Raw genomic sequence first — 22,354 nt, forward strand, 5'->3', positions numbered from 1 at the left:
AATCCACCCCGGCGCCACAGATCCAACCATCATGTTGATGGGTTTCCAAGGTTTATTGGTGCGGTCGCAAGCCTCCAACTTGAAGAGCTGTTCCCAGCTGGGAACTCAAAGTACGGGTTGTGGGAGAAGTTTGCTTCTCGATGAGTTCTCCAGGATCCTTCGCCGACACGTGGACTGGCCCCCGAGGGAAGTTGCCTGGCGACTGCAGGAGCCTCTTGCCCGACGCTGGAGGAAAGTGCGCGTGGACAGGACGCCTACGTGCCAAACGGTGCTGATTGCTGTCAAATCGCGTGGCACGCCTGGCGACAGGTCCGAGCCGCTGAGTTGCCATTCGCGAGGGTCGCTCGGCCCGGAAGGAATGCCTCGTTGCAGGGTAGGGGCAGTGGGCGTCTAACTTGTCAGCCTGGGGCGATCACCGAAGTGACATCGGAAGCGGCGCGGCATGGCTGCATCACAAACACAACCCATCGTCTCCGACGCAAAGCGTACCGCACTCTACAATCCTGACGCCTTATTTAGATTGACGCGGAAGCGATCGCGCCGGCGGTGGTATTTGCGACTCCCATAGGACTGCGCGAACTCAGTGCCTCCGTCACAACGGGAATTTCGCCGCCGCGCCAAAGCGGGGGGAGGGGGGATCTCTCCATGCGCCGAAACCTACCTGCGCTTCTGTAGGTCGCTCGCCGCCGTACGCGGAAGCCAAAGGCCAACCGGGTACACCAACGTCGACTATCTACGAGAACAAAACGGGCAACGGGGCTCTCCCGTGCCCCCATGCTGCGTAACCAACTTCATAGCGGTCTTTTTCAATGCCTGATGCGCAACTTTGACGGCACAGAGAAGCCAGCGATAAAGAAAAGTTCCCAGCTGGGAACTGCCCTGTGTCCATTTGCTCGAATTCTCCGAATCGGGCATACCTCCAGTAACGGAAAAACCGCGTAATTCGAAAAGTTGGCGTAGTTGGCGTGGCGTTAACAGCTTGTTAACCACAGTCGCTATCAATAGGCGCTGGGTGCAAGAGGAGAATCTGGGTGACGCGGCATCTAAGTAGCCTTCAGTTCATGAATACCTTTTCGACGAAACTCGAGAAGGCACTGAACAATCTTTCGCTGGCTCAGTATCCTCCTGATGCGATTCGTACGATGCGCAAATTCACTTCGACGGAAGTGGCAGCATTGCTAGGAGTGACCGAAGCTTACATACGGCAGGTCTCCTTAAAAGGGCAGGGACCTGAGCCAGAGACAACGACCGCCGGAAAGCGCCTATATTCTGTGGAGCAGGTGCTGGACCTTCGGATGCACCTGGCGGAAAAGGCACGGAAGAAATGGATCAATCCTCGTCGTGTTAAAGGCGAGGATTGCCAGATCATCGCGATCACGAACTTCAAAGGTGGATCGTCCAAGACAGCGACCACTATTCACTTGGGTCATTGGTTGGCACTACGTGGATATCGCGTTCTCGCAGTCGACATGGATCCCCAGGCGTCGTTAACAAGTCTGCAAGGAGCGTTACCCGGATTTGACTACCGAGAAGGTGACACCCTTTACTCAGCGATTCGGTTTGATGACCCGGTGCCAACGGAAAAGATTATTCATCAGACGCATATCATCGGATTCGACGTCATCTGCGCCGGTCTTGAGCTGACAGAATTCGAAACGGCCGTTACCCTTGAGATGCGCAAGAGCGGTGGAACCAGTTTTCTGCTTCGAGTGTCACAGGCCCTCGAACAGATCGTCGATAGCTACGACATCGTTCTTCTCGACTGTGCGCCGTCACTCAATTTCCTGACACTTTCGTCGCTCACTGCCGCTACCGGGGTCCTAATCCCAGTTCCAGCGCACATGCTCGATGTCGACTCCACAGGGAAGTTTTTGGAGCTGGCCGCATCTTATATGCAAATCCTGGATGAGGCTGGTGCAGGCGCACGTTGGGATTTCGCCAAATTCCTCATCACAAAGTTTGAGGCCAACGACCACCCGCAAGCCAACATGCAGGCCCTAATGCGCCAAGTGTTTGGCGAGGATTTACTCCTGAATTCAGTCTCCAAATCCACTGCGGTTGCGGACGCTCTCACTTGGAAGCAGAGCCTCTATGAAGTGCAACGATCGAGGTTTTCGTCACCTAAAACTTATGATCGTGCAATCGAATCGATCAATGCCGCGAACGCGGAAATAGAAAGCCTCATCACAATGGCATGGAGGCGTGAACAGTGAGCCGTAAAGATTCTAAGGGCATGTTTGCTGCTGTTTTGGAGCAACTCGGGGAGGACAATTCGGAGGAGGGCGTCAGCCGCCGCACGTCATCCCCGCACCTGATGAAGGTCGCGGCTGGTGTTCGCCAAATGCAAGAGCGTAGCGATATCGCCGACAAGTTACTGAAGTCAGGCGAACAGATCATTGAACTCGATCCCGACAAAATACGGCCGTCGTCTATCACCGATCGATATGATGACTCCTACGAGATTTCCGCCATTGCTGAGATCACTGAATCCATGCGGGAGCGCGGTCAAATTGTGCCTGGATTGGTTCGGCCAGTACAAGGCAAGGATGGCGAGTTTCAAATCGTCTATGGTCGCAGAAGATTAGCGGCAGCTAAGCAGCTTGGGATCGGATTCAAAGCGGCCGTCCGCGAGTTAACTGATGAACAAGCAGTCATTTTCCAAGGCGAAGAAAACACCGCTCGAGAGGATCTTTCATACATTGAGAAGTGCGCTTTTGCACTTGCGCAGCAGGAAGCGGGATACAAACGGGACACCATCTGCGCTTCGCTGTCGACAGGAAAATCGCATGTCTCCGAGATGATCAAAATCGCCTCATCGGTCGACAAGGAGATACTGCAATCGATCGGTAAAGCTCCCGGGATTGGTCGAGGACGATGGCAGGAATTCTCGAACCGCTATTCCATAGACGGCTCACTCGCAAAAGCTTTCGATCTTATTCGCAAAAACAAATTCCGCGAGGCGACGTCCGACGACAGATTCATTATTCTGCTTGAGACGCTTCCATCGGATCATAATGCGATCAAAGAACCTGCGGGTCCGGCCAAGCCATCAAAGCCCAAGATTGCTATGAAATCCTGGGCTGCTCCAGACAAAACAGTCAGCGTCAGCCTCAAAGACAACGGAAAAACTACCATGATTGCCGTGGGAGAGGCTGACGGATCGCGTTTCGCAGCGTTTATCGCCGGACAACTGGACGACCTGTTTGAGGCCTTTCGGAAGTCCGTCACGAAACAAGGAGTCTGAAACCGCAAAAGAAAAAGGCCCCCGAACGGCAAGCCGTGGAAGCCTCTCTCTGAACTAAGCACTCTCAGAATCGCATCTCCACGAATCACTGTCAAGAGTCATTGGCGTCGTTTTGGCGAGCAGGTTTCTTTTGCCTAATCGAGGGTGAAAGAAAATGGAGACGAATATTGCGACGACGCCCTTTGGGCGGCGGCCGATGACGCTTGGCATGATTTCAAGCCAAGTCACCGCAAGGGCCGTGCCGAAGGACGCGATCGTCCACAAATGGCATGTCTTCCAAGATATCAAGGACGCCAGGATCGCTCTGGGCGCCACCGATCGCGCTTTGGCTATTCTCGACGCGCTGTTGTCGTTCCATCCGGAGACAGCGCTTTATGGCGACAGCGAACTGGTTGTATGGCCATCCAACGAGCAGCTGATCCGCCGCGCCAATGGCATGCCCCCAACGACCTTACGGCGACACCTGGCCGTTCTGGTCGAGTGTGGATTGATCATCCGTCGGGACAGCCCAAACGGCAAGCGCTTCGCCCGGAAAGGGCAGGCGGGCGAGATCGAGCAAGCCTATGGCTTTGACATCTCGCCGATCGTCGCGCGCGCTGAGGAGTTCAAGGATCTTGCGGATGCGGTCAGATCTGAGAAGAAGGCATTTCGTCTCGTTAAGGAGCGGCTTACCATATGCCGGCGTGACATCGTCAAGATGATCGACACCGGCATTGAGGAAGGCGTGCCGGCGAACTGGGGCAGGGTTCAGCAGGCCTACCAGGCGATTGTTGGTCAGATACCACGCACTGCACCTAGGCAGACTCTCGAGGTGATTGCCGAAGAACTTGAAGGCCTTTGGGCTGAGGTGCGTGAAGCATTGGAATCATTTGTAAAAACACAGAAAGTGGACGCCAATGAGTCCCAAAATGGGCGCCACATACAGAATTCAAAACCAGACTCTAAATTTGAATCTGAAAGCGGCTTAGGAAATAAAGATGAAGCGGGTGCCAACGTTGCGGACACCGACAACGAACGGAGCCTACCGAAACGCGAACTGCCGCTAGGGATCGTGCTGGATGCCTGCCCGAACATGCTTTGGCTGGTGAAGGGCGGCGGCGGAATCCGCAACTGGCGTGAATTTCTGGCCGCGGCCGAGGTTGCCCGACCGTCCATGGGCGTCAGCCCGAGCGCCTGGGAGGAGGCGCGAACGGCAATGGGTGAGCAGCAGGCGGCGATTACCATTGCCGCGATCTACCAGCGGCAGGACCAGATCAACAGCGCCGGCGGCTATTTGCGCAGCCTGACAGATCGAGCAAAGGTCGGAAAGTTCTCGGTCTGGCCGATGGTGATGGCCTTGTTGCGGGCCAAGCTTGACGCGTCGAAGACGACCGGAACCGGAGCTGAAGCCGCTGCCGCCGATCTTGATACGGCAGGCAAGGTTGTGCGTACCGAATCCCGGCTGGAAATCAGCGATGCGTTGCGCCGCAGCCTCGACAAGCCAGGGCGCGGATCTGATCAGCCGGGCGGCTTCGATCGACGGTGGCTGCAGCGCTTGTCGGGACGACCGTCTTATGAGAGCATCGAAGGCATGAAAAACCAACAGGACCAGGAACCGACGCCCGACGAAACCGCCGGAATGGTGTGGTGGAACTCACTCGCCGAAACCGATCGAGCGGCTTGGCTGGCGCGGGCCGGCAGCGCTGTTCCAGCTGATGCCTGGGCCGCGTACAAGCGGCTCGGGAATGTTGAGCGTCAGCCACGGACCGTAAACTGAGGACTGTTCTGCAGCGGGATGACGGTCAGCTCGCGGGTAGTTCGGCGGCGAGTCCAAGCCGGCGGGCTCGATCGAGCAGGTTCTTGACTGATGAGGCAGACCATTTTGCGCTTCCTCGTGGGGTTCGCTCATGCAGACGCTCGAGCTGGCCAGCGATGTCGCGGAGCGACAGATCTGGGTTAGACTGCGAAATCCCTGCCACAAGAGTCATCAGGCGATCTTCGGGAGGCAGAGGAGACGCCCGCTTTAGCAGTGTGGATTCGGCCAGGTGCTCGGTGACGAGCCACCTCACTGCCCGCCGCAGTCGTTCAGGCGTCCAGTCGAAGCCGCGCTCGTTCAGGACCCGAGCGATATCGTCCCAGTTGTGGTCTGGTCGCATCCGGCGGACCGTCGGAAGCCATTGGTTCATAGTTGACCGTAGCCGTCGGCCATAAGCCGCCTTTTGTAACGCGGTCATTTTCGCCAGGGCTTCGGGCCTGCGCTCCCGGATACCAGGATTGCCTGGCAGTCGCCCCTTGGATCGTGCAGCGATGATGCCGGCCTTGGTTCGCTCCGAAATCAGGGCACGCTCGAGCTGCGCAACGGCGCCGAGTACCTGTAGCGAAAACATGCCCTGTGGCGTCGACGTGTCGATTGGATCTCGCAGAGATCGGAAATGCGCGCGCCCTTCTCAGTCAGATCCTCGATCACCTGAAGAAGGTGGCTGACCGAGCGCGCAAGGCGCTCGAGACGCACGACGACCAAGACATCGCCGGCGCCGATGTCGCTCATCAACCGCAGTAGGGCCGGGCGAGCTCTCGACGCGCCCGATCTATGTTCCTGAACGACGATGTCACAACCGGCCGATCGCAGCTCAATCTCCTGCGCTTCCGTCGCTTGTTCGTCCGTGGACACGCGCGCGTAGCCGATTTGCCGGCCTCTTGGTCGTCCGGAGCGTCGATCTTGCGCTTCACCGGCCATTTGCGGCGTCTTTCAGCAGGGGAAAGAGGCGTTTGTACAAACACCGAAGATATCAATAAACGATCAGTTGGAGGCGTCTGCGGTAGCAAGTCTCGCAAAACTCCTTGACTTTTCCTTTGCTCAAGCCATTTACTAACCCAATGGGTTATAAGGAGCAGCATGCAGACTGTCGCCGAGACGCCGCTCTTCATCAAGCAGGCTGCTGAACTTTTCACCGAAGAGGAGCGCAGGGAACTGATCGATTTCCTGGCGGCAAACCCCCAGGCGGGGGATGAAATTCCCGGTGCGGGTGGTGTTCGCAAATTGCGGTTCGCCGCCAAGGGAAAAGGCAAACGCGGTGGAGCCCGCGTGATTTACTACTGGTACAGCGATGAGGCGCCAATCTATGCGCTTCTTGCATATGGAAAGAACGAGAAGACCGACTTGAAGCCGGAAGAGGCCAAGGCCGTAGCCGCGTTCGCGAAAGCGATCAAAGCAGCAAACAGGAGCAAGATATGAGCGAGATGACGAAGTTCGGAGCGGACCTGATCCAGGCGATGTCCGAGGCGCTGGCTCACGCTCAGGGCAAGGACGTTCCGGGAATGCAGGCCCATGCGGTTGATGTCGGCACAGTTGATGCGAAGGCGATCCGCAAGAGGCTGGACCTTACACAGGACCAGATGGCGACCGTCCTCGGGACCAGTCCGTCGGGCTACAGGAAATGGGAGCAGGGGAAGAGGCAGCCCAGTGGCGCTGCGCGCACGCTGCTTCGGATCATGGAGCGGGAGCCGGAAGCTGTTCTGCGAGCCCTGACTGGGGAAAGTGGTGAGATCGACCAAACGCGCGGTTCACCTGCGGCGTCTCACTGACAAGCAACTTCAATCAGCTACGACTATGTGATCACCCGCGCCGCCTGCCCGAGCGTGCGTTCGGCGTCATTGTAGTAGTTCGACGCCTGCTGGACGGAGCGGTGTTGCGACTGCTGCATGGCTTCGGGCAGCGGAATGCCGCGACGCGCGGTTTCGGTGAGATAGCCGGAGCGCAGCCCGTGGGCTGAGAAGGCCTGCGGGTCGAGCCCGGCCTCGGCGACGCGGCGTTTGAGGATCAGGTTGACGGCCTGCGGTGTCAAAGCGCGTTTTTCGAGATTGCCCCAGCGGTCGATGCCGCGAAACACGGCGCCCTCCGTAATAGCGGCCCGCTCAAGCCAGTCTTTCAAGGCCAGCACCGGCCGGCCGACCAGCAGCACGAAGGCGTCGCTGTCGGCCTGCGTCGTCTTGGTTCGGCCGAGCCGGATCCTAAGGCACGGCAGTGTGTCGCCGCCAGAAGCCTTCGGATCGGCCGGCACGGGGTCTTCCTCGACCAGCTGTTCTACCCGCAGAGCAGAAATTTCGCTGCGGCGGCGGCCGCCGGAGGCGAACGCGGTGATGAGAAGGGCGCGGTCGCGCAGATCGACGAGTTTTTCCCCGGCGCAGGCCTTCAGCAGGGCGGCGAGAATATCGGCGGTCACCGCCTTTTTGCTTTTGCGGCCGCGCGGACGGGCGCTGGCGCGCACCGCCAGCTTGATCGCGCTTTGCAACCCCGGCGCGTTGAATTTTCCCCTAAGACCGCGCCATTTGGTCAGGGTCGACCAGCTCGACAGCCGCCGGCGCACCGTGGAGGGCGCATGCGGGCCATCAACCCGCAACAAACCCTCCTCCTTCAGCGCCGCAGTCACGTCCTCCGGCATGCCGTGCGTGGACAGGAGATCGCGCCGAGAAGGATCCCAGAGGTGGTGGGCGACGAATTTGATCAGCAGCGCCTCCGGCGCCGGCCACGGCAGCGGCTGTCCTGTCGCGGCAAGCGACCAGGCTTCGAGATAGCCGAGGTCGGAGGCCAGCGCCCGCAGGGAATTGTCGCCGATGCCTTCTTTTGCCAGATGGCGCAGCGTCTCGACGTCGTCGTCGGTCAACAGCCCGGCGAGAAAATCGCGACGGTCGAAGGGCAGCACGGAATCGAGCGGGTCGAGGGCTTCGGCGCGCCGCGCCACCAGTTCTGTGTTCTTTTGCCGAACGCCGGCGCGGGGGGAGGTTTTTGGCATCAATGGGGGCCCTCCAGGCGGATTCCACGGCCTTCGTGGCCGTGCTTTGCGCCGAATCTAGCGCCTTTTGGCTGCCAAAGCCATCACTATCGATAAGAGGTGATTATCGATAGTGTTATTTCTCTCTGAAGAAATACGACGTAAGTCCAGGTAGACGCCCACTAGCTTGACCAACGCGAATCAGCCATCATGAAAACAATGGCTTACACGCTCGACAAACTGCCCCTGGAAACCCTGATCGGGCCGGTTGCCCGCGCGACCGCGGTTTTGGTCCGCCTCGACGAGCGGGTCGCCCGTTCGCCGGTCCGCGACGGCTTTGTCGAGCGCCAGCATTTTGCCGACGCGGCTTCCGCGCTCTGGCTCGAGGGCGAACTCGTCCACATCGACGACCTCGTGCTGCACGATGCCCACATGGACATCCGCACCCCGACCCACGAACTCACCCGGGCGCACGCGGTGCTGCGAACCCGCCGGCGGATTTTTGCGCAAAAGCCGGACTGGGCGCTCAGCCGCGACGGTTTTTTGGCGCTGACCGGTCGCGGCGGCGCCATGCCGGCGGCGAGCCAAAAAAGCCGGGACGGGGAGGGGGCTGGAACTGCCTCTGTGGAAGCCGACGATCGCGATGACGCTGAGGCCGATCTGCTGGCCGAAGAATTTGCCGAGATCGATGCCGTCCTGGCGCGCTCGTCGAAGATTCTCAGCGGCGCCGACGTGCCGGCGAAAGCGGCGCGCCCCGACGACCGGCCGGACCTGATTTACGATCTCGACTGGAATGAAGAAGAGCGGCTGGCTGAATGGCAGGCTGTGATCGCCAGGACGCGCGATCTGCCAGTCGTCCTACAAGCGGCGATCCTGCTCGAAGCCTGGTCGGACATCGAGGTGCTGCAGCATGCCACGTGGCTCGGGCCACTGCTGGTTGCCGCGCTGCTGCGCCAGGAAGGGCTCGCCGCCCACCATCTCGCCAGCCTGCATCTCGGGGCGAAAAACATTCCGCGCGAGCGGCGGCGGGCGCGCAATCGCGGCGATCGGCTGCTCGCCTTGCTCGATGCCATTCACGACGCAGCAGTGGCTGGCCTGAAGGAACACGATCGGCTGGTGCTGGCCAAAAGCCAGATGGAACGGCGGCTCAAACAACGACGCGCCAGCTCGAAACTGCCCGGCCTGGTCGAGCTCGTCATATCGCGGCCGCTCGTCTCGACGGGCATGATCCAGGAGCGGCTAAAGGTGACAAAGCAGGGGGCGCTCAACCTGATCGGCGAGCTTGGCCTGCGCGAGATGACGGGCAGGGGAAGGTTTCGGGCATGGGGAATTGTTTAGTCCGCAGCCATTTGCTACCAACTTTACGAAATTATCGAACTTAACGAACTTGCGATCTGCAACCATATTGGGTGATAGCAGGAGGTTCTCATCATGGCCGCTCCAAAACGCAGCAATCATAACGGGACCGCATCGCATGCGGCAGTCGCCGCCCTGAGTTTCACCACGAAGCTGCCGGCACAGGCAGTCTTCAAGAAGGTAGTGCTCGAACGCTATCAGGAAGCGATCGCTCGCAGCCGCAAGATCGGCCATCGCGTATCGTTTCGGGTAGAGGTCGATGCGGCGGCTGATGCGCAGACGATCACGCCGGTCGAAGAGCAACCGATCGCCTCAGACGACATCTTTCCCGTCGAGGACACGGGCATGGATGCCGATCTCGAGGCGGCTCTTGCCGGAGCGCGCGCGCGTGGCCGCAAGCGTGTCGCCGAAATTGTCGCCGGCGAGGACATGCTGAGCGCGGATGCCTTTGCCAAGCTGCTCGGCACGTCGCGGGTGACGGTCAACGCCAGGCGGCAAAGCGGACAGGTGCTCGGGATCGATGGCGCCAAGCGCGGTTTCCGCTTTCCTGTCTGGCAACTCGACAAGGACGGTCGTCCCTTCGGCGCATTGCCGGCGCTGCATGCCATGTTGGGCAATAGTGCCTGGGCCGTCTATCGGTTTCTGGTGTCGCGCCATGGCGCCCTCGATGGCCGGACCGGCCTTCGAGCCCTTCAACAAGGCGATGACGCCTCGGTTTTGGCCGCGGCGGAAGGCATGGCCAGGGGCGATTTCTACTGAATGCCGGGCGTTCCACCTCCACCCGATTTCGGGCGTGCAAAGCTCGAAATCGAGACCATACCGCAGGGTCGGACATTCGGTCGAATCTACTGGAGCACCTATCCCGATCCGTTGGGATACGGGAAGTCGCCGAGCCGATTCAGCGATCCTCGACGCCGCGTTGACGCTAACCGGTTTGGCGTTCTTTACCTCGGTGACTCCCTGAAGGTGTGCTTCCTCGAGACCGTGCTCCGCGATCGCCGCGAAGGAATCCTTGACGATCTTCCAATAGAGGAGGTGGAACTGACCCAGCGGCGCTATGCGGAGATCGCGACCACGACAGACCTACGCCTGGTCGATCTCAGAGGCGACAATGCCGTTCGGATGGGTGTGCCAACCGATGTCGTTCGGGCACAGCGCCAGAACCTGGCACGCCGGTGGTCACTGGCGTTTCACGAACACCCATCTGAGCCCGACGGGATCATTTATCCCTCGCGCCTCAACGAGGCGACCAATCTTGCCATTTACGATCGCGCGGTACCGAAGCTGCAGGCGAAGCATGTTGTGAGCCTTCTCGGCGCGCGCCTGGAGGCCCTAGACTTTAGCATCGACGAACAGGTGCCTGCGTAGAATTGGCGGGTACCTGGGACTGCCCCATTCTCCGCGTACCGGCCACCTCCGTGGCACGGCTGAAGAAGGAGATGAAAATGAGAAATGATGCACCAAACAAGGGTTGGAATGGACCAACCTATTCTCGGCGCAGGCTTGGCCTTCGCCGCGATCATGTTCGTGGGGCTACCTGCTGCGGCTTGGGACGCTGGGGTCGTGGGCGCGCTGATTGTGTGCAGCTCTGCCGTGGCCCTCTACCGCTACGGCGACTGGACGGAATGGTCCAACCTCACCTTGGGGTGCTGGGCGGTGGTCGCTCCATTTCTGCTCGGCTTCGGATCGGCGCAGGGGCCGATGTGGACGCATGTCCTGGTCGGGGGTTGCGTAGCGACAATAGCTGCGGCGCAACTCGTGGCGAGTCGCAGGGCGCAAGCTCATTCGAGTTCCAACTAACTCTGTTGCCCGGAGGGCGCCGCGGCGCGGCAATGGGAGTTTCGGCTTGCCTCCTACGCCTCGGCGCCTCCAACGCTGCTGCACGGCTGCAGCGCTCAAACCAGATGGAGCCCTATACTCAGGCTAAGTCTGTCAAAAAAACCTCCATGCCTAATTATCCTTTGTCGTGTTGCATGGCCTCAATGCTTCCGTCACGTCAGATAGGAGAAGTTGTCGTTTTCCTCAGCCCTGGATTCGTGGTCTCCGGCGCGATAAAAGGAGATTGCGGTCGATCTTGGTTTTAGCGAAGTGACTGTGAACGTCCATCGGACCAATATGATGAAGAAGAAAAAGGCGCGGTCCGTCTCACATCCATTCAACGATTGTCAGCCGCTTCCAACCTATTTCAGTGCCAGTTGAAGATGGCTTCGGCTGCCGGGAAAGCAGTCGCAGAATCGGTAAAAAACGGGGCGCTTTGCGAACTGAGTAGACGCGGCCACGATGACAGGTCGGCCGGGGAAGCGGATCCAGAAGGCATCAGATGGAACTAACTTCATCGCGGCAGCGCCGCGCCATGGCTGCCGCGATTAGCGTTGGATGCGTTTTTGTTACGCTTTTAACCCATGAGCCATCCGACCTGTTGGTCGTGGTCGCAATTGCCTGCGTCCGCATGGGCTGGAAAGGCGGGATTGGGTGCCGTAGTAGCCGCCAGCTTGGTGTCAGCGGCTATCCTGCTGTCGCCGGAATACGTCACAGAGAACGGTCTTGCTCGGTTCGCGGCGTTTGTTTCGGGCGTTTGCACTTTGGCTGGTGGTAAGAATCCTCGGGACCATCAGCTTCTATGACCCGCTTTACCAGGGCGCCGGGTCGGGCATTGCCGATATTCCGGGCATCGCCTGGTCCGCCTGTCCGGACGGACGCCTTCGGTTTCTCACTCCCGCAGCCCTTGGGTACATTGGCGTCACGGTTGAGGAAATGCGCGCGATCATGGATGCCGACGACTTTTCTTGGTGGCGGAGATTTGTCCATCCCGACGATGTCGAGGCGAGCATGGCGCAATGGCGCCACAGCCTAGACCTATGATCGAAGAAAGGCATTTGCGCCGGCTCGATGGGCACCTATCAGCGGTTTCGCGATACCGGTGTTGCCTCGCCCAATGACCAGGGGCGAATCGTCGGCTGGCATGGCCATACGGAGAACATAGACGACTGGCGCAAAGCGGAGACCGCTACGCAGGAGCGAGAGGGAGCTCAGGCTGCTGATCCGCGAGGCACGCGGCAGTTCGCCTCGCATGTTGAGTTGTTCCATCCGGATGACCAGGCGGGCGTCAAGGCCGTGCTTCAGAAGTCATTTGCCTGGGGAGAGCCACTCCAGCACAGAGGTCGGCTGTGCCGGAAGGATTGCGAATATCGCTGGATCGATTCGCGCTTCGAACCGTTGCGCGACGAAGACGCAACAATCCTTCGCTGGTACGGCGTTAACTTCGACATCGACGACGAGGTCCGCGCGCAGAATCACTGCGTCTGGGGACGAGCGGCTCGCGGCGCCCTGCGCGCCGCCAGCGAAGATCATCTCCCGAGCCTCTCTAGAAATTTCAAAATCCTGGCGTCGGCAAGCCGGCTGAACCTGTGCGTTTCCAGCGAGAAATCTAATCGTCACATCTTCCAATAGTGGGGTCCTTGGAACAGATACTCATCCCATAAAATTTGATGTACAGTCCTTTGGGGAAGTAGATGGGAGGTAGCTCTTGGGCGGGGGTAGTACATGGCATCACTCCACAGCCGTCGTTGCACGGAATCGAAAATATTCCGTCGCACGTCGGATTTAAAGACGCCGACAGCGCTAATCAAGGCACTTGGGTTCACGCCGAAGCGCTATCCAGCGGAGACGGTCATCGTCAATCAGGGCGAGGCCTGCGATCGCATGTTCATTGTCGAGTCGGGCTGGGGGTGCATTTCTCATGAGCTCGCGGGCGGGCAGCGACAGATCCTGGATTTTGCGCTGACAGGCGACATCGTCCTACCTCAGTTCTATACGGGCAGGGCTCTTGAAACGTTTGTGGCTCAAGCCGAACTTTCGGTTCTGGTGGCTTCGACCAAGACATTTACCGTAGCTGCTATGCAGTCGCCCCGTCTGTTCTCCCTTGTTGTCGAAACCCTCGTGCACAATGCAGCGGTCATCGCTCAACATCTCACCAACGTGGGACGGCGCAGCGCCTTGGCGCGGACAGCGCATCTGTTCCTCGAACTGGAGGCGCGTCTGGAAAGAATCGGCTCCGTCACCCGCCACAGTTATGAATGCCCTCTCACCCAGTACGATCTCGCGGACGCCCTCGGCCTCACTCCCATTCATGTCAACCGAATGCTGCGGGAACTGCGCGAGCGCAAGGTTCTCGAATTCCGCAAAAGCCATGTTCGCGTGCTCGATCAGCAGGGCCTGACGAAGCTTGCTGGATTCGAGAGCGATTACGTCGATTGTAGAAGCATGTCGGTTTACGGCGCCTGATGTTTTAGCGATCCGGAAGGCGACCGAAAGGTTACGACATCGACGTCGCTTCCGACCGGGCGCCGAAGCGAGCGCCTCCCGGAAGCGTTCGATCGCGGAAAATACAGTCGGCAGGTATTGCGTCAGCATGCGGTGCTGGATCTCAGTCTTGGCCCTGGCGATCGCTTCATGTGTCTTCGGCCGTTCCTGCACATCGTTGATGCCGGCCCGTGGCGAGTTGCGTCGCCTGGATCCAGCATGTGCAGGATCAGCTGTGTATCCTTTGGATCGTTCAGCTATTGTGCGACGCTTCTCAAGCGTTGTCGCGATTTAAGGGATTCAGGATTCCCCTTGATTTGAGTTCGTGATTCATTGCGGTTGAAAGGAGACCGCGATGGGCAAGCCGCTACCGCTTGAGTTGCGTCGGCGTGTTGTTGCGTATGTTGATGAGGGCCATGGTCACCGCGAGGCTGCGCGCCATTTCCGCGTTTCGCCTCGCTTTGTGAATAATCTGATCAAGCTGCGCAGGCAGACCGGTTCACTTGAAGCGCGCCGGCAGGGCCATGTGGGCGGCGGGAAGCTTGAGCGGCATGCCGAGTTTGTCCGCTTGCGGTTGGCCGAGACCGGCGAATTGACTGGATGAGCTTTGCGTCGAACTGGAGGGGCGCGGTGTGAGCGTGCACCGCTCCAATGTCGGTCGCTTGCTCAATCGCCTTGGGCTCAGTCATAAAAAAACTCTACTGGCCAGCGAGCAGCAGCGGGCCGACGTGCGCCAGGCGCGCGAACTGTGGATCGGGCGGCGAAAGCGCTTCTTCAACAAGGCCTTGGCGCGGCTGATCTTCATCGATGAGACGTCGACCAACACCAAACTGACCAAACGCACCGGCTAGGCGCCGAAGGGCGAGCGCTTCAGGACGCATGCGCCATTCGGCAAATGGCAGACGCAGACCTTCATCGCTGGGCTACGATGCCACGGTCTTGTCGCGCCGTGGATCGTCAACGCGCCGATGAATGGCACCATCTTCGAACACTACGTCGAAACGCAGCTCGCTCCCGAACTGTCGCCCGGCGATGTCGTCATTCTCGACAATGTCGCCTTCCACAAGAACGAGCGCGCCGCCCAACTGGTCCGCCAAAGGGGCGCCTGGCTCCTGTATCGTGAAGCTTGATCCCAAGACAGTCGCGGACCTCGCTCTCGGATTTCAGCCGCGTTCATACCTCCGCGTGATGCGCGCCGCGCATATGGCGACGCCGCTGGTGATGGGTTTTGGACACACACGCTTCTCAAGTCCGGATAGGACGTTTCAACTCGTCTACATCGCCCGCGACCTTGCAACGGCAATTGCCGAGACCATCGTCCGGGATAGGTTCGAGGGCAGGATGAAGCGTGTCCTTGATCAAAGCGAGATCGACGAGTGGGCCGTAGCGGAGATTACGGCGACTTCTCCGCTCACGGTACTCGATCTGCGGACCACGGGCCTCCTCAGGTTGGGAGTCAGCACTGACGCCGCTCGAGCCAAAAAACATTGGCGAGGGCGACAACTCAGCGCGGCGATTCATGGCGCCTTCGCGATTGACGGCCTGCTTTATGCATCCCGTCTCACATCCGCCGATGTGTGGCCGTTTACGATAGAGCCATTGAGGGAAAGCTGGGCGCGTCACCAGCAACAAATCTAGTGCGGCACCCAGACCTGATAGCTGCTCTGCAGTCTATTGGTGTCTCCCTTCGAGGAGCTGCCTGACGATGGCCGGGGACATTACGTCGGTGAATTTCTCGGGACGTTTCAAGAAGCTGAACTCGCACTGACCGCAACGCGCGCGCACATTATCCGGTCACTACTGACCCGTGGGGTATCCGAGCCGAAGGGCGGCCGTGCGCGTCGTGGGTAGGTGAGGGAACGAATGCTGGTCGCCTGGCGACTGGCTATCTCGACAATACGCTAAACACGACGCTTTACTTCCGCAATCTCGAGCAGTCGGAGAAGGTCGGTGTTTCGTTCCTGCTCGGCGAGGCATTCACCCATTGGTACGCGCAAGACAGGATGAAGATTGAATATCTCGTCCATGTGGGTGGGCTATCGAGTTGCACATGGACTTCACCGACTACTCCGCTTACGAAGACGGGCGCGTCCCTGCCAGCCGCAAAGAGCCGTCCCGATTTCATCGGCATACGCCGCACGGAGAGTCATGTCTTCGAAAGCAAGGGCCGGATTCGGCGGCCGGCGGCAAGTGCTGTTGTTCAAGGCGGCATCGGAGACGATGCTGACAATTGCGGCCGATCCGAAACATCTCGGCGCGCGCATCGGCATCACCGCCGTCCTCCACAGCTGGGGCTCGGCGATGACCCATCATCCGCACGTCCACATGATCGTGCCGGGCGGCGGCATCGCGCCGGACGGGAGCCGATGGATATCGTCGCGGCCGGCCTTCCTTCTCCCAGTCAGAGTACTGGGCAAGCTGTTCCGCCGTCTGTTCCTGACCCGGCTGGTCGCGCTCCACGACGACAGTCGGCTCGCCTTCTTCGGATCGGCGACGCACCTGGCCGACCGTCGGGCCTTCCTACGTCATCTGAAGCGTGTTCGCAGCAAACGCATATAGGCGTCAGATGCTGCCGGCCCGTTCGATGACGAGCACGCGCGCATTGCCTATCGGGTGCGCCACATGCTCGTCTCCGTCCTGCGCGTGGAAGATGTCTCCAACACCCAGCCGATGGATGCTTTCGACGCCCTTCTCACGTGTGTGCATGTCTACTTTCCCGTCAAGCACGACGAAGACTTCCGGCCCGTCATTGACGTGCCATATGTAGGGCTGATCGGTCCAATGGAGACGTATGGTGACGTCCTCGATCCTTTCGACATCCAACGCCTCCCATGCTTTGGAGCCGGTGAAAGTCCTTGGAACAATGGTTCGCATTCGCTGATCTCCCTTCTATCCGTCGGTGAAAGCCTATACTCATGCGTGGCGGCAGCCATCGGCCGTGAGATCGGCCTGTCGCGAACCGCGGTTCAGGACCACATCACACGAATGGAAGCGGGCGGCGTCATAGAAGGCTACCGCGTGGTGGCGTCGGACCAAGCCACGCTTGTCGTCAAGGCACTGATCTTCGTCAAAATCGCGCAGCGCCCTTGCGACAAAGCATTGCGCTGGCTGACCTTGCTCGAAGGCGTTACGGAGGTACACTCGCTCGCCGGGGAACTCGACGCCGTCGTCACAGCAGTCGTTCCGTCTGCGTCCGAATTGAGCGAGCTCAACGACCGGATCCGCCAGAGCGAACTGTTCTCCAGCGCCCATCCCCAATGATATTGCGGACGCTGTAGCGCTTCCGAGACCGATCTTCTGATGGAGACTGTGCACAAGATGGCAACGACGGCAGAGTCGTCAGGGCGATCGCGAAGGATTTTCAGAAGGTTCACGGCAAGGAGCGAATCCTGGCGCGGATCGCCGAAGCAGCCATTGCGACACCGGACGGGGCGGTGCGCGAAGTCATCTTTCCCGTCGCTAACCAGGTTGTACTCGCCGCGGTTGTCCGCGAATCCAAAGCTGGAGGCTGCGTTCCGCCGCGGCCGGAGCCTACATTCCGTTGAGCTTTGCGCCGGGCGAGGCCTACCAGTTCGACTGGAGCCACGAGATCGTTCTGCTCGTCGTCGTGACGGTAACGGTGAAGGTGGCGCACATGCGGCTTTGCCACAGCCGTATGTTCTTCGTGCGGGCCTATCCGCGCGAAACGCAGGAGATGGTGCGTCGGCTGGTGACAGTTTCGGAAACCCCAGTCCAATTGCCATACCTCCTTTGGTGGATGCACGCTGCCTTTAAACCGGCTCGGATAAGGACTAAACTTACCGACCGCGAGGCGTCAATCCCGAAGGCGAGGTACGAGGTAAATGACAATAAAAGCCAAGGCGGACATCGCAAGTCTTCTCGAAGATACCACGGTCGCAGGTAACTTGCTTGCCAACGACACGGAAACCTTCGCGTTAAAGTGGATCAAGTATGGCAACACCTCCAAGCTGGTGGGCTCGACGACTACCATTCAGGGCCTCCACGGGACCCTTACGGTCTATGCCGATGGAAGCTACAGCTACACAGCCGACTTGGCGGTGGCTGAGGCCTTGGCCGCGGGAGCGGTCGTAACCGAGAAATTCGGCTATACGGCGAACGATCAACTCGGAAATACCAGCAGCAGCACGCTTACCTTTACCATCACTGGCGTTAACGATAATCCGGTGATCTCGATCGGCAGCGGCGACAGTGCAGGCGCCAATCTGACCGAAACCAATGCCACGCTGACGGCTGCCGGCAACCTTACGGTGACCGATGTCGATACCTCCGACACCGTCAGTTCAACTGTGACCAAGGCGGTTCTGACTGGCGCGACCGGCGGCCTCGTCGAAGCCGATGTCAAAGGACTGTTGAAGCTCACTCCGGCCACGGGGCTTGCTGCCGACGCCGGCGACTCGCATAACCTCGGCTGGCAATTCGACTCCGGATCGCAAACCTTTGACTTCCTGGGACAGGGCCAGGTCTTGACCATCGCCTACACGATATCGGTGTCGGACGGTCATGGCGGGTCGGCCACCCAGCAAATCAATATCACCATCACCGGTACCAACGACGCGCCGGTTGCAAGCGCAGACGCCTATGCAGCCAAAGCCGGCGTGCAACTCAATCTGTCGGCGGCGCAAGGCGTCCTAGCCAATGATCACGACGCAGAGGGCAGCGCCCTCCATGCCGTATTGATTTCGGGCCCGTCGCACGGGACGCTCCATCTGCTGGACGACGGGTCCTTCGACTACACTGCCGCCGCCGGTTACACTGGCCCGGACAGCTTTATTTACGAGGCTTTCGATGGGGCCGCGTACAGCGCCGCTACCGCCGTCACGCTCTCGCTTACCTCCGGCAACACGCCACCTGTTGCCGCCAATGACAGCTACAATGTCACGGCCGGGACGGATTTTAGCGTCGTCAGGGCGGGGGGCGTCCTCGCCAATGATAGCGACGCCGATAGCAACCCGCTCGAGGCCGTCCTGCAGACGGGGCCTGCCAATGGCAGCCTGACCCTCGATAGCGATGGTTCGTTCATCTATACGGCAGTTGCCGGCTTCACCGGAACCGACAGCTTTACTTACAAGGCCTTGGACGGGACAGCCTATAGCAACACGGCAACTGTCAGTCTGGTGGTCAGTTCGCCCAACGCCATTCCAGTAGCCACTGACGATGTCTACAGCTTGAATGCCGGCTCGACCCTGACGAAGAGCGCTGCCAATGGCGTCCTCGCCAATGACAGTGATGCCGATAATAACGTGCTGCAGGCGGTGCTACTCATCGGCCCCAGCAAGGGCACGTTGGCGCTCAACGCGGACGGCTCATTCACCTACACGCCCATTGCCGGCTTCATCGGGACCGACAGCTTTACCTACCGGGCATTCGATGGCCACGACTACAGCGCAGCGGCATCGGCCGAACTGACGGTGAACGCCATTCCCGCCCCCACGACTGTAGTATTCCAGGATGGATTGAACGGCTATGCGGCCAGCCTGGACACCGCCTTGGATCAGGCAAAGCCCACTACGTCGTTCGGCTCCGACGTCGCAGTGAGCGTCGACAAAGCCGATGCCGGCGTCGCCAATGCCAAGCAAGCGCTGCTCGGTTTCGACAACTTGTTTGGTTCGGGCCCGGGGCAGATCCCAGTGGGTGCCACCATCACCTCGGCAATCCTCACCTTACAGACGAACAACGAATCTGCGTCGGCGACCAATGGTGCGTTCTATCGCATGCTGGTCGACTGGACCGAAAGCGCGACTTGGAACTCAATGGTTGGAGGCGTCCAGGCCAATGGCGTCGAGGCCCTGTCCGTGGCGGACGTGACTGTGGGGCAGACCGCTCTCGGACCAACCACGGTTGATGTCACCGCAAGCCTGCGCGCCTGGGCAACGGCGGGTACGACTGCTGCTGAACTCAATGCTGCAAACCAGGGCTGGCTGATCAGCACAGGTTCTACCGACGCCTGGAGGTTAGACTCCTCCGAGGGTTCAGTGCACCCGAAGCTCGCCGTAACCTACTTGATCGGCACCAGTTCCATGCCGGTCCTGGGCATTTCCGACGCTGCGCAAACCGAAGGCCCGGGCGCCAATATTACCTTCCACCTCAGTCTCGACCATGCTGCGTCTCAAGACATTCTGATCAGCTACTCGATCATTGACGGCACCGCCACCGCCGCCAATGACCTGCTCGGCCCGGCGACGGGTACAGTGACCATTTCTGCCGGCCAGAGTTCCTTGGACCTTGCGCTCACGCTCAAGGACGACACGTTCACCGAGAACACGGAATCCTTTAGCCTCAAGTTGAACTCCGCAAACGGTGCCTTGATCGCAGAGAATACGGCGACTGGTACGATTTACGACAACGATCCAAACCCCGTCATTCAAGCCAGTGTCGTCGCCGTGACCGACCTCGCCACGGCCCCTTTCCGCGATGTCGATGCGGCAGGGGTTGGTATCGGCGATCCCTCCGGCCTGGCCTATGATCCGGTCTCTCACAAGCTGTTCATTGCCGACTCGGAACATGATGAGAGACCGTGGTTCAGCCAGACCAACCTGTTCTCGATCGGTCCCACCGGTGCTATTCAGGGATACAGCGTGGAGTCATTCACTTTCGAGCCCACCGGCCTCGGGATCAATCCGTCCAACGGCCATATGTATATCTCCGATGACGATCAGCTAGAGGTGTTCTGGGTCGACCCGGCCAATCCATTGGTCAAGCTTGGATCATTCGACACGGCATCCCTGGGGCAGGACGACAGCGAGGACTTGCGGTTCGATCCGGCAACCGGCCACATCTTCGAGCTCGCTGGCCACCAGAAACTGATGTACGAACTGACCGGCGATGGGGCACTGGTGAGAACCATAAATCTCCCCTCGGTGATGCATGACGCGGAGGCGCTGGCCTACGATCCAACTCACGGCATCTTCTTCGTCGCCTCCGGATTGAGTCCGAATATCTGGGAGATGGATCACGACGGCAACATCATCTCGACAATCAGCGTCCTCAACTCGCCGGCCTACACAAACCCGATTACCGAGGTGGCGGTGAGGCCCAAGGGTTTGGAGCTGGCACCAAGTTCCGACCCGAACGACGGACAGCAAATGAGCCTCTACGTCGCCGACTACGGCGTCGACCAGGTCGCTGATGGCCGGTTGTTCGAAATCCATCTGGGCTCGGACTGGCTGCTGGCCTGACAGCTGGACTCAGGAAGCCGAGAATGGTGGGGGTGGGTCGTGTACAAATGCAGCGCTCGATAGAGGGCGGTATGTCCTGGAGTTGGCACGCCGAGTTAGGGATCGGCACCCGCATCCTCATGAAGGTTCCCGGCGTTATCCTCATTCGATCGTGTCTTGCACAACCGCAACTCCCGTTTTGGTGGATTCCTATTTTGTCTCGACGCCCGCCGGGCGCACGCCGACCATCGTCAAAGGCGGCTATGTCCTCAACGGCACGACGGGCGCGGACTACCTGTGGGGCCTTGGCGGCAACGACACGCTCATCGGCGGCAAAGGCAACGATCTTGCTCGTCGCCGGCAACCAGCACAATCTGTTCGTGTTCTACAAGGGAGATGGGCAGGATACCGTCATGAATTTCGTGGCGGATGCCGGCACCGGCGATGTCCCCGATCTCAGGGAGTTCGGCATCACCAACGCCAGCCAGTTCCAGCAGGTGGCCACGAACAAGGGCTCGAATTTCATAGCTACGCTGGGCGGCGGCGATCAAATCACCATGACGGGCTTCCATGTCGAGCAGTTCCAGAACTACAATTTCGTGAGCAGTCTGCTGCTTGCGTAGGGAGAATTCCAAGCACACCACGGCCGCATGTCATGGTGGTCGGCTCCGAGATGCTCGGGATGGTGGAAGGTCCGCGCATGCGGATGGGCCAGATCAGCGCCCAGCAAAAACGCCCGGGCTACTCGAGCGAGCGGCCCGGGCATTTCAAATGCTGTCGAACAAGGGCCTAAATTTCTCTAACCACAATTTCCGGTTTGGCCGGGAGGGCCGATGTGAATGTGGTTCTTGTCCCCCCAGCCGTTGCCCGGCCATCCGCCCGATTTGGCGATTGCCCTGGAGTTCAAGCTCGTGCCGAGCAGAAGTGTGATGGCTGGCGGCGTGACCGCCGCGAAGCGTCCCGCCTTTCTTGAGAAAGTCACGACGCGCCTGAGCTTCCGAAACGAGAATCTCCGGTTTCCCTCCGACGGTTCACTTTCGATAAGAACAACATTCAAAACTAAACACACCGTCTGGTGGTTATCGCTGCGCCGTTGGCATCCTTTTTACTTAGCATCGCATAGATAACTAGCGCATCTCATACACCACCGTGCGTCTAGATTGCAACTGCGCCTCCGGAAAGATTTACTGCAAATAATTTTACAAATTTGGATTAAAGAGTCTAGCGAAATTAACTCTCGCAACGCGACTGACGTTAGCCTGCCGATGCGAAAATGAGCCGGACGATATTGTAGTCGCGGCGCCGTTCTTCAAGTGCGGCGCGCCTGGGCAAGCGAGGTGAACAGGGTCTCGTTCAGGAACTCGTCGCACGGCTGGCCACTGAAGTTTTCCATCAAGGGTCGAAAAAAGAACTGTTCCCACCGACACCCTAAGACCGAACGGAGCACGAACTTGCGTGATTGATCTGTAGATGAAGCTGCCGGCCGGTTGAAAGCATTTGGCTGATGGCGACCAATTTCCCCTTGA

The 22,354-nt window shown here is 59.4% G+C and carries 21 protein-coding genes and 6 pseudogenes; 22 read left to right on the forward strand and 5 right to left on the reverse strand.

The genetic code is table 11. From position 1 onward, the window contains the following. The first annotated feature begins 1,031 nt into the window (after positions 1–1,031). The 3 genes and pseudogenes from repA to repC all read left to right on the forward strand — a co-directional run. Positions 1,032–2,213, forward strand: coding sequence for a plasmid partitioning protein RepA (gene repA, locus NKI99_RS21965; protein WP_352611926.1), 1,182 nt, complete (start codon positions 1,032–1,034; stop codon positions 2,211–2,213). Continuing rightward, entirely contained in the window at positions 2,210–3,244 is a 1,035-nt protein-coding gene (repB, locus tag NKI99_RS21970; RefSeq protein ID WP_352611927.1) for a plasmid partitioning protein RepB, read from the forward strand. Before repA ends, repB begins: the two co-directional genes overlap by 4 nt. A 154-nt stretch (positions 3,245–3,398) precedes the next feature. Next, positions 3,399–4,611: pseudogene (repC, locus tag NKI99_RS21975) on the forward strand (plasmid replication protein RepC); the annotation flags it as partial. Positions 4,612–5,025: 414 nt separating this feature from the next. Here repC and NKI99_RS21980 read toward each other — a convergent pair. After that, positions 5,026–5,960 (reverse strand): annotated as a pseudogene (locus NKI99_RS21980) (recombinase family protein). Between the two features lie 159 nt (positions 5,961–6,119). On the opposite strand from NKI99_RS21980, the gene NKI99_RS21985 reads away from it, so the two are divergent. After that, positions 6,120–6,458, forward strand: coding sequence for a type II toxin-antitoxin system RelE/ParE family toxin (locus NKI99_RS21985; protein WP_127295706.1), 339 nt, complete (start codon positions 6,120–6,122; stop codon positions 6,456–6,458). Continuing rightward, positions 6,455–6,808 carry a helix-turn-helix domain-containing protein gene (locus NKI99_RS21990; RefSeq protein WP_352611928.1) on the forward strand — a complete coding sequence of 118 codons (354 nt, stop codon included), beginning with the start codon at positions 6,455–6,457 and terminating at the stop codon, positions 6,806–6,808. Before NKI99_RS21985 ends, NKI99_RS21990 begins: the two co-directional genes overlap by 4 nt. A 23-nt stretch (positions 6,809–6,831) precedes the next feature. On the opposite strand, the gene NKI99_RS21995 is transcribed toward NKI99_RS21990, so the two are convergent. Further along, the gene (locus NKI99_RS21995; RefSeq protein WP_352611929.1) at positions 6,832–8,016 is read right to left on the reverse strand and encodes a site-specific integrase; all 1,185 of its coding nucleotides are present in this window, start codon (positions 8,014–8,016) and stop codon (positions 6,832–6,834) included. 198 nt (positions 8,017–8,214) lie between these two features. On the opposite strand from NKI99_RS21995, the gene NKI99_RS22000 reads away from it, so the two are divergent. From NKI99_RS22000 to NKI99_RS22060, 13 genes and pseudogenes are all read left to right on the forward strand, one after another. After that, complete coding sequence (locus NKI99_RS22000) at positions 8,215–9,333, forward strand: RHE_PE00001 family protein (RefSeq protein WP_352611930.1); 1,119 nt, start codon at positions 8,215–8,217, stop codon at positions 9,331–9,333. Between the two features lie 93 nt (positions 9,334–9,426). Next, a complete protein-coding gene (locus tag NKI99_RS22005; protein WP_352611931.1) occupies positions 9,427–10,110 on the forward strand; it encodes an XRE family transcriptional regulator in 684 nt (227 codons plus the stop codon). After that, a complete protein-coding gene (locus NKI99_RS22010; RefSeq protein ID WP_352611932.1) occupies positions 10,111–10,719 on the forward strand; it encodes an RES family NAD+ phosphorylase in 609 nt (202 codons plus the stop codon). Between the two features lie 153 nt (positions 10,720–10,872). After that, entirely contained in the window at positions 10,873–11,151 is a 279-nt protein-coding gene (locus NKI99_RS22015; protein ID WP_352611979.1) for an SPW repeat protein, read from the forward strand. A gap of 261 nt (positions 11,152–11,412) precedes the next feature. Further along, positions 11,413–11,550: a LuxR C-terminal-related transcriptional regulator gene (locus NKI99_RS22020; RefSeq protein ID WP_352611980.1), complete on the forward strand. Its 138-nt coding sequence runs from the start codon at positions 11,413–11,415 to the stop codon at positions 11,548–11,550. Positions 11,551–11,895: 345 nt separating this feature from the next. Further along, positions 11,896–12,213, forward strand: a complete 318-nt coding sequence (locus NKI99_RS22025; RefSeq protein ID WP_352611933.1) for a hypothetical protein — start codon at positions 11,896–11,898, stop codon at positions 12,211–12,213. 27 nt (positions 12,214–12,240) lie between these two features. Continuing rightward, entirely contained in the window at positions 12,241–12,801 is a 561-nt protein-coding gene (locus NKI99_RS22030) for a PAS domain-containing protein (protein ID WP_352611934.1), read from the forward strand. Between the two features lie 93 nt (positions 12,802–12,894). Further along, a complete protein-coding gene (locus tag NKI99_RS22035; protein WP_352611935.1) occupies positions 12,895–13,635 on the forward strand; it encodes a Crp/Fnr family transcriptional regulator in 741 nt (246 codons plus the stop codon). A 373-nt stretch (positions 13,636–14,008) separates the two neighbouring features. Further along, positions 14,009–14,257, forward strand: a complete 249-nt coding sequence (locus NKI99_RS22040; RefSeq protein WP_352611936.1) for a helix-turn-helix domain-containing protein — start codon at positions 14,009–14,011, stop codon at positions 14,255–14,257. Positions 14,258–14,285: 28 nt separating this feature from the next. Then, a complete protein-coding gene (locus NKI99_RS22045) occupies positions 14,286–14,504 on the forward strand; it encodes a hypothetical protein (RefSeq protein ID WP_352611937.1) in 219 nt (72 codons plus the stop codon). A gap of 60 nt (positions 14,505–14,564) precedes the next feature. Then, positions 14,565–14,783 (forward strand): annotated as a pseudogene (locus NKI99_RS22050) (transposase); the annotation flags it as partial. Further along, positions 14,773–15,291: an RES family NAD+ phosphorylase gene (locus NKI99_RS22055; protein WP_352611938.1), complete on the forward strand. Its 519-nt coding sequence runs from the start codon at positions 14,773–14,775 to the stop codon at positions 15,289–15,291. The pseudogene NKI99_RS22050 and the gene NKI99_RS22055, both read left to right, overlap by 11 nt. Positions 15,292–15,846: 555 nt before the next feature. Beyond that, positions 15,847–16,197 (forward strand): annotated as a pseudogene (locus tag NKI99_RS22060) (transposase); the annotation flags it as partial. 18 nt (positions 16,198–16,215) lie between these two features. Here the strand turns inward: NKI99_RS22060 and NKI99_RS22065 are convergent. After that, on the reverse strand, positions 16,216–16,527 hold the full coding sequence (locus tag NKI99_RS22065; protein ID WP_352611939.1) for a cupin domain-containing protein: 312 nt from the start codon (positions 16,525–16,527) through the stop codon (positions 16,216–16,218). 45 nt (positions 16,528–16,572) lie between these two features. On the opposite strand from NKI99_RS22065, the gene NKI99_RS22070 reads away from it, so the two are divergent. The 4 genes and pseudogenes from NKI99_RS22070 to NKI99_RS22085 all read left to right on the forward strand — a co-directional run bounded on the left by NKI99_RS22070 (position 16,573) and on the right by NKI99_RS22085 (position 21,621). After that, a complete protein-coding gene (locus NKI99_RS22070) occupies positions 16,573–16,914 on the forward strand; it encodes an Lrp/AsnC family transcriptional regulator (RefSeq protein WP_352611940.1) in 342 nt (113 codons plus the stop codon). 244 nt (positions 16,915–17,158) lie between these two features. Then, positions 17,159–17,353, forward strand: a pseudogene (locus NKI99_RS22075) (IS21 family transposase); the annotation flags it as partial. 142 nt (positions 17,354–17,495) lie between these two features. Beyond that, entirely contained in the window at positions 17,496–20,849 is a 3,354-nt protein-coding gene (locus NKI99_RS22080) for a cadherin-like domain-containing protein (protein ID WP_352611941.1), read from the forward strand. Continuing rightward, positions 20,800–21,621 (forward strand): hypothetical protein, encoded by an 822-nt coding sequence (locus tag NKI99_RS22085; RefSeq protein WP_352611942.1) that lies wholly within the window; start codon positions 20,800–20,802, stop codon positions 21,619–21,621. The genes NKI99_RS22080 and NKI99_RS22085 overlap by 50 nt, the downstream gene beginning before the upstream one ends. 6 nt (positions 21,622–21,627) lie before the next feature. On the opposite strand, the gene NKI99_RS33860 is transcribed toward NKI99_RS22085, so the two are convergent. Together NKI99_RS33860 and NKI99_RS33865 are read right to left on the reverse strand one after the other, a co-directional pair. After that, positions 21,628–21,810, reverse strand: coding sequence for a hypothetical protein (locus NKI99_RS33860; protein ID WP_502905552.1), 183 nt, complete (start codon positions 21,808–21,810; stop codon positions 21,628–21,630). A 296-nt stretch (positions 21,811–22,106) separates the two neighbouring features. Further along, positions 22,107–22,221: pseudogene (locus tag NKI99_RS33865) on the reverse strand (integrase core domain-containing protein); the annotation flags it as partial. Positions 22,222–22,354 lie beyond the last annotated feature (133 nt).

It is taken from the genome of Mesorhizobium sp. M0239 (assembly GCF_040321815.1).
In the GTDB taxonomy this organism is placed as follows: domain Bacteria; phylum Pseudomonadota; class Alphaproteobacteria; order Rhizobiales; family Rhizobiaceae; genus Mesorhizobium.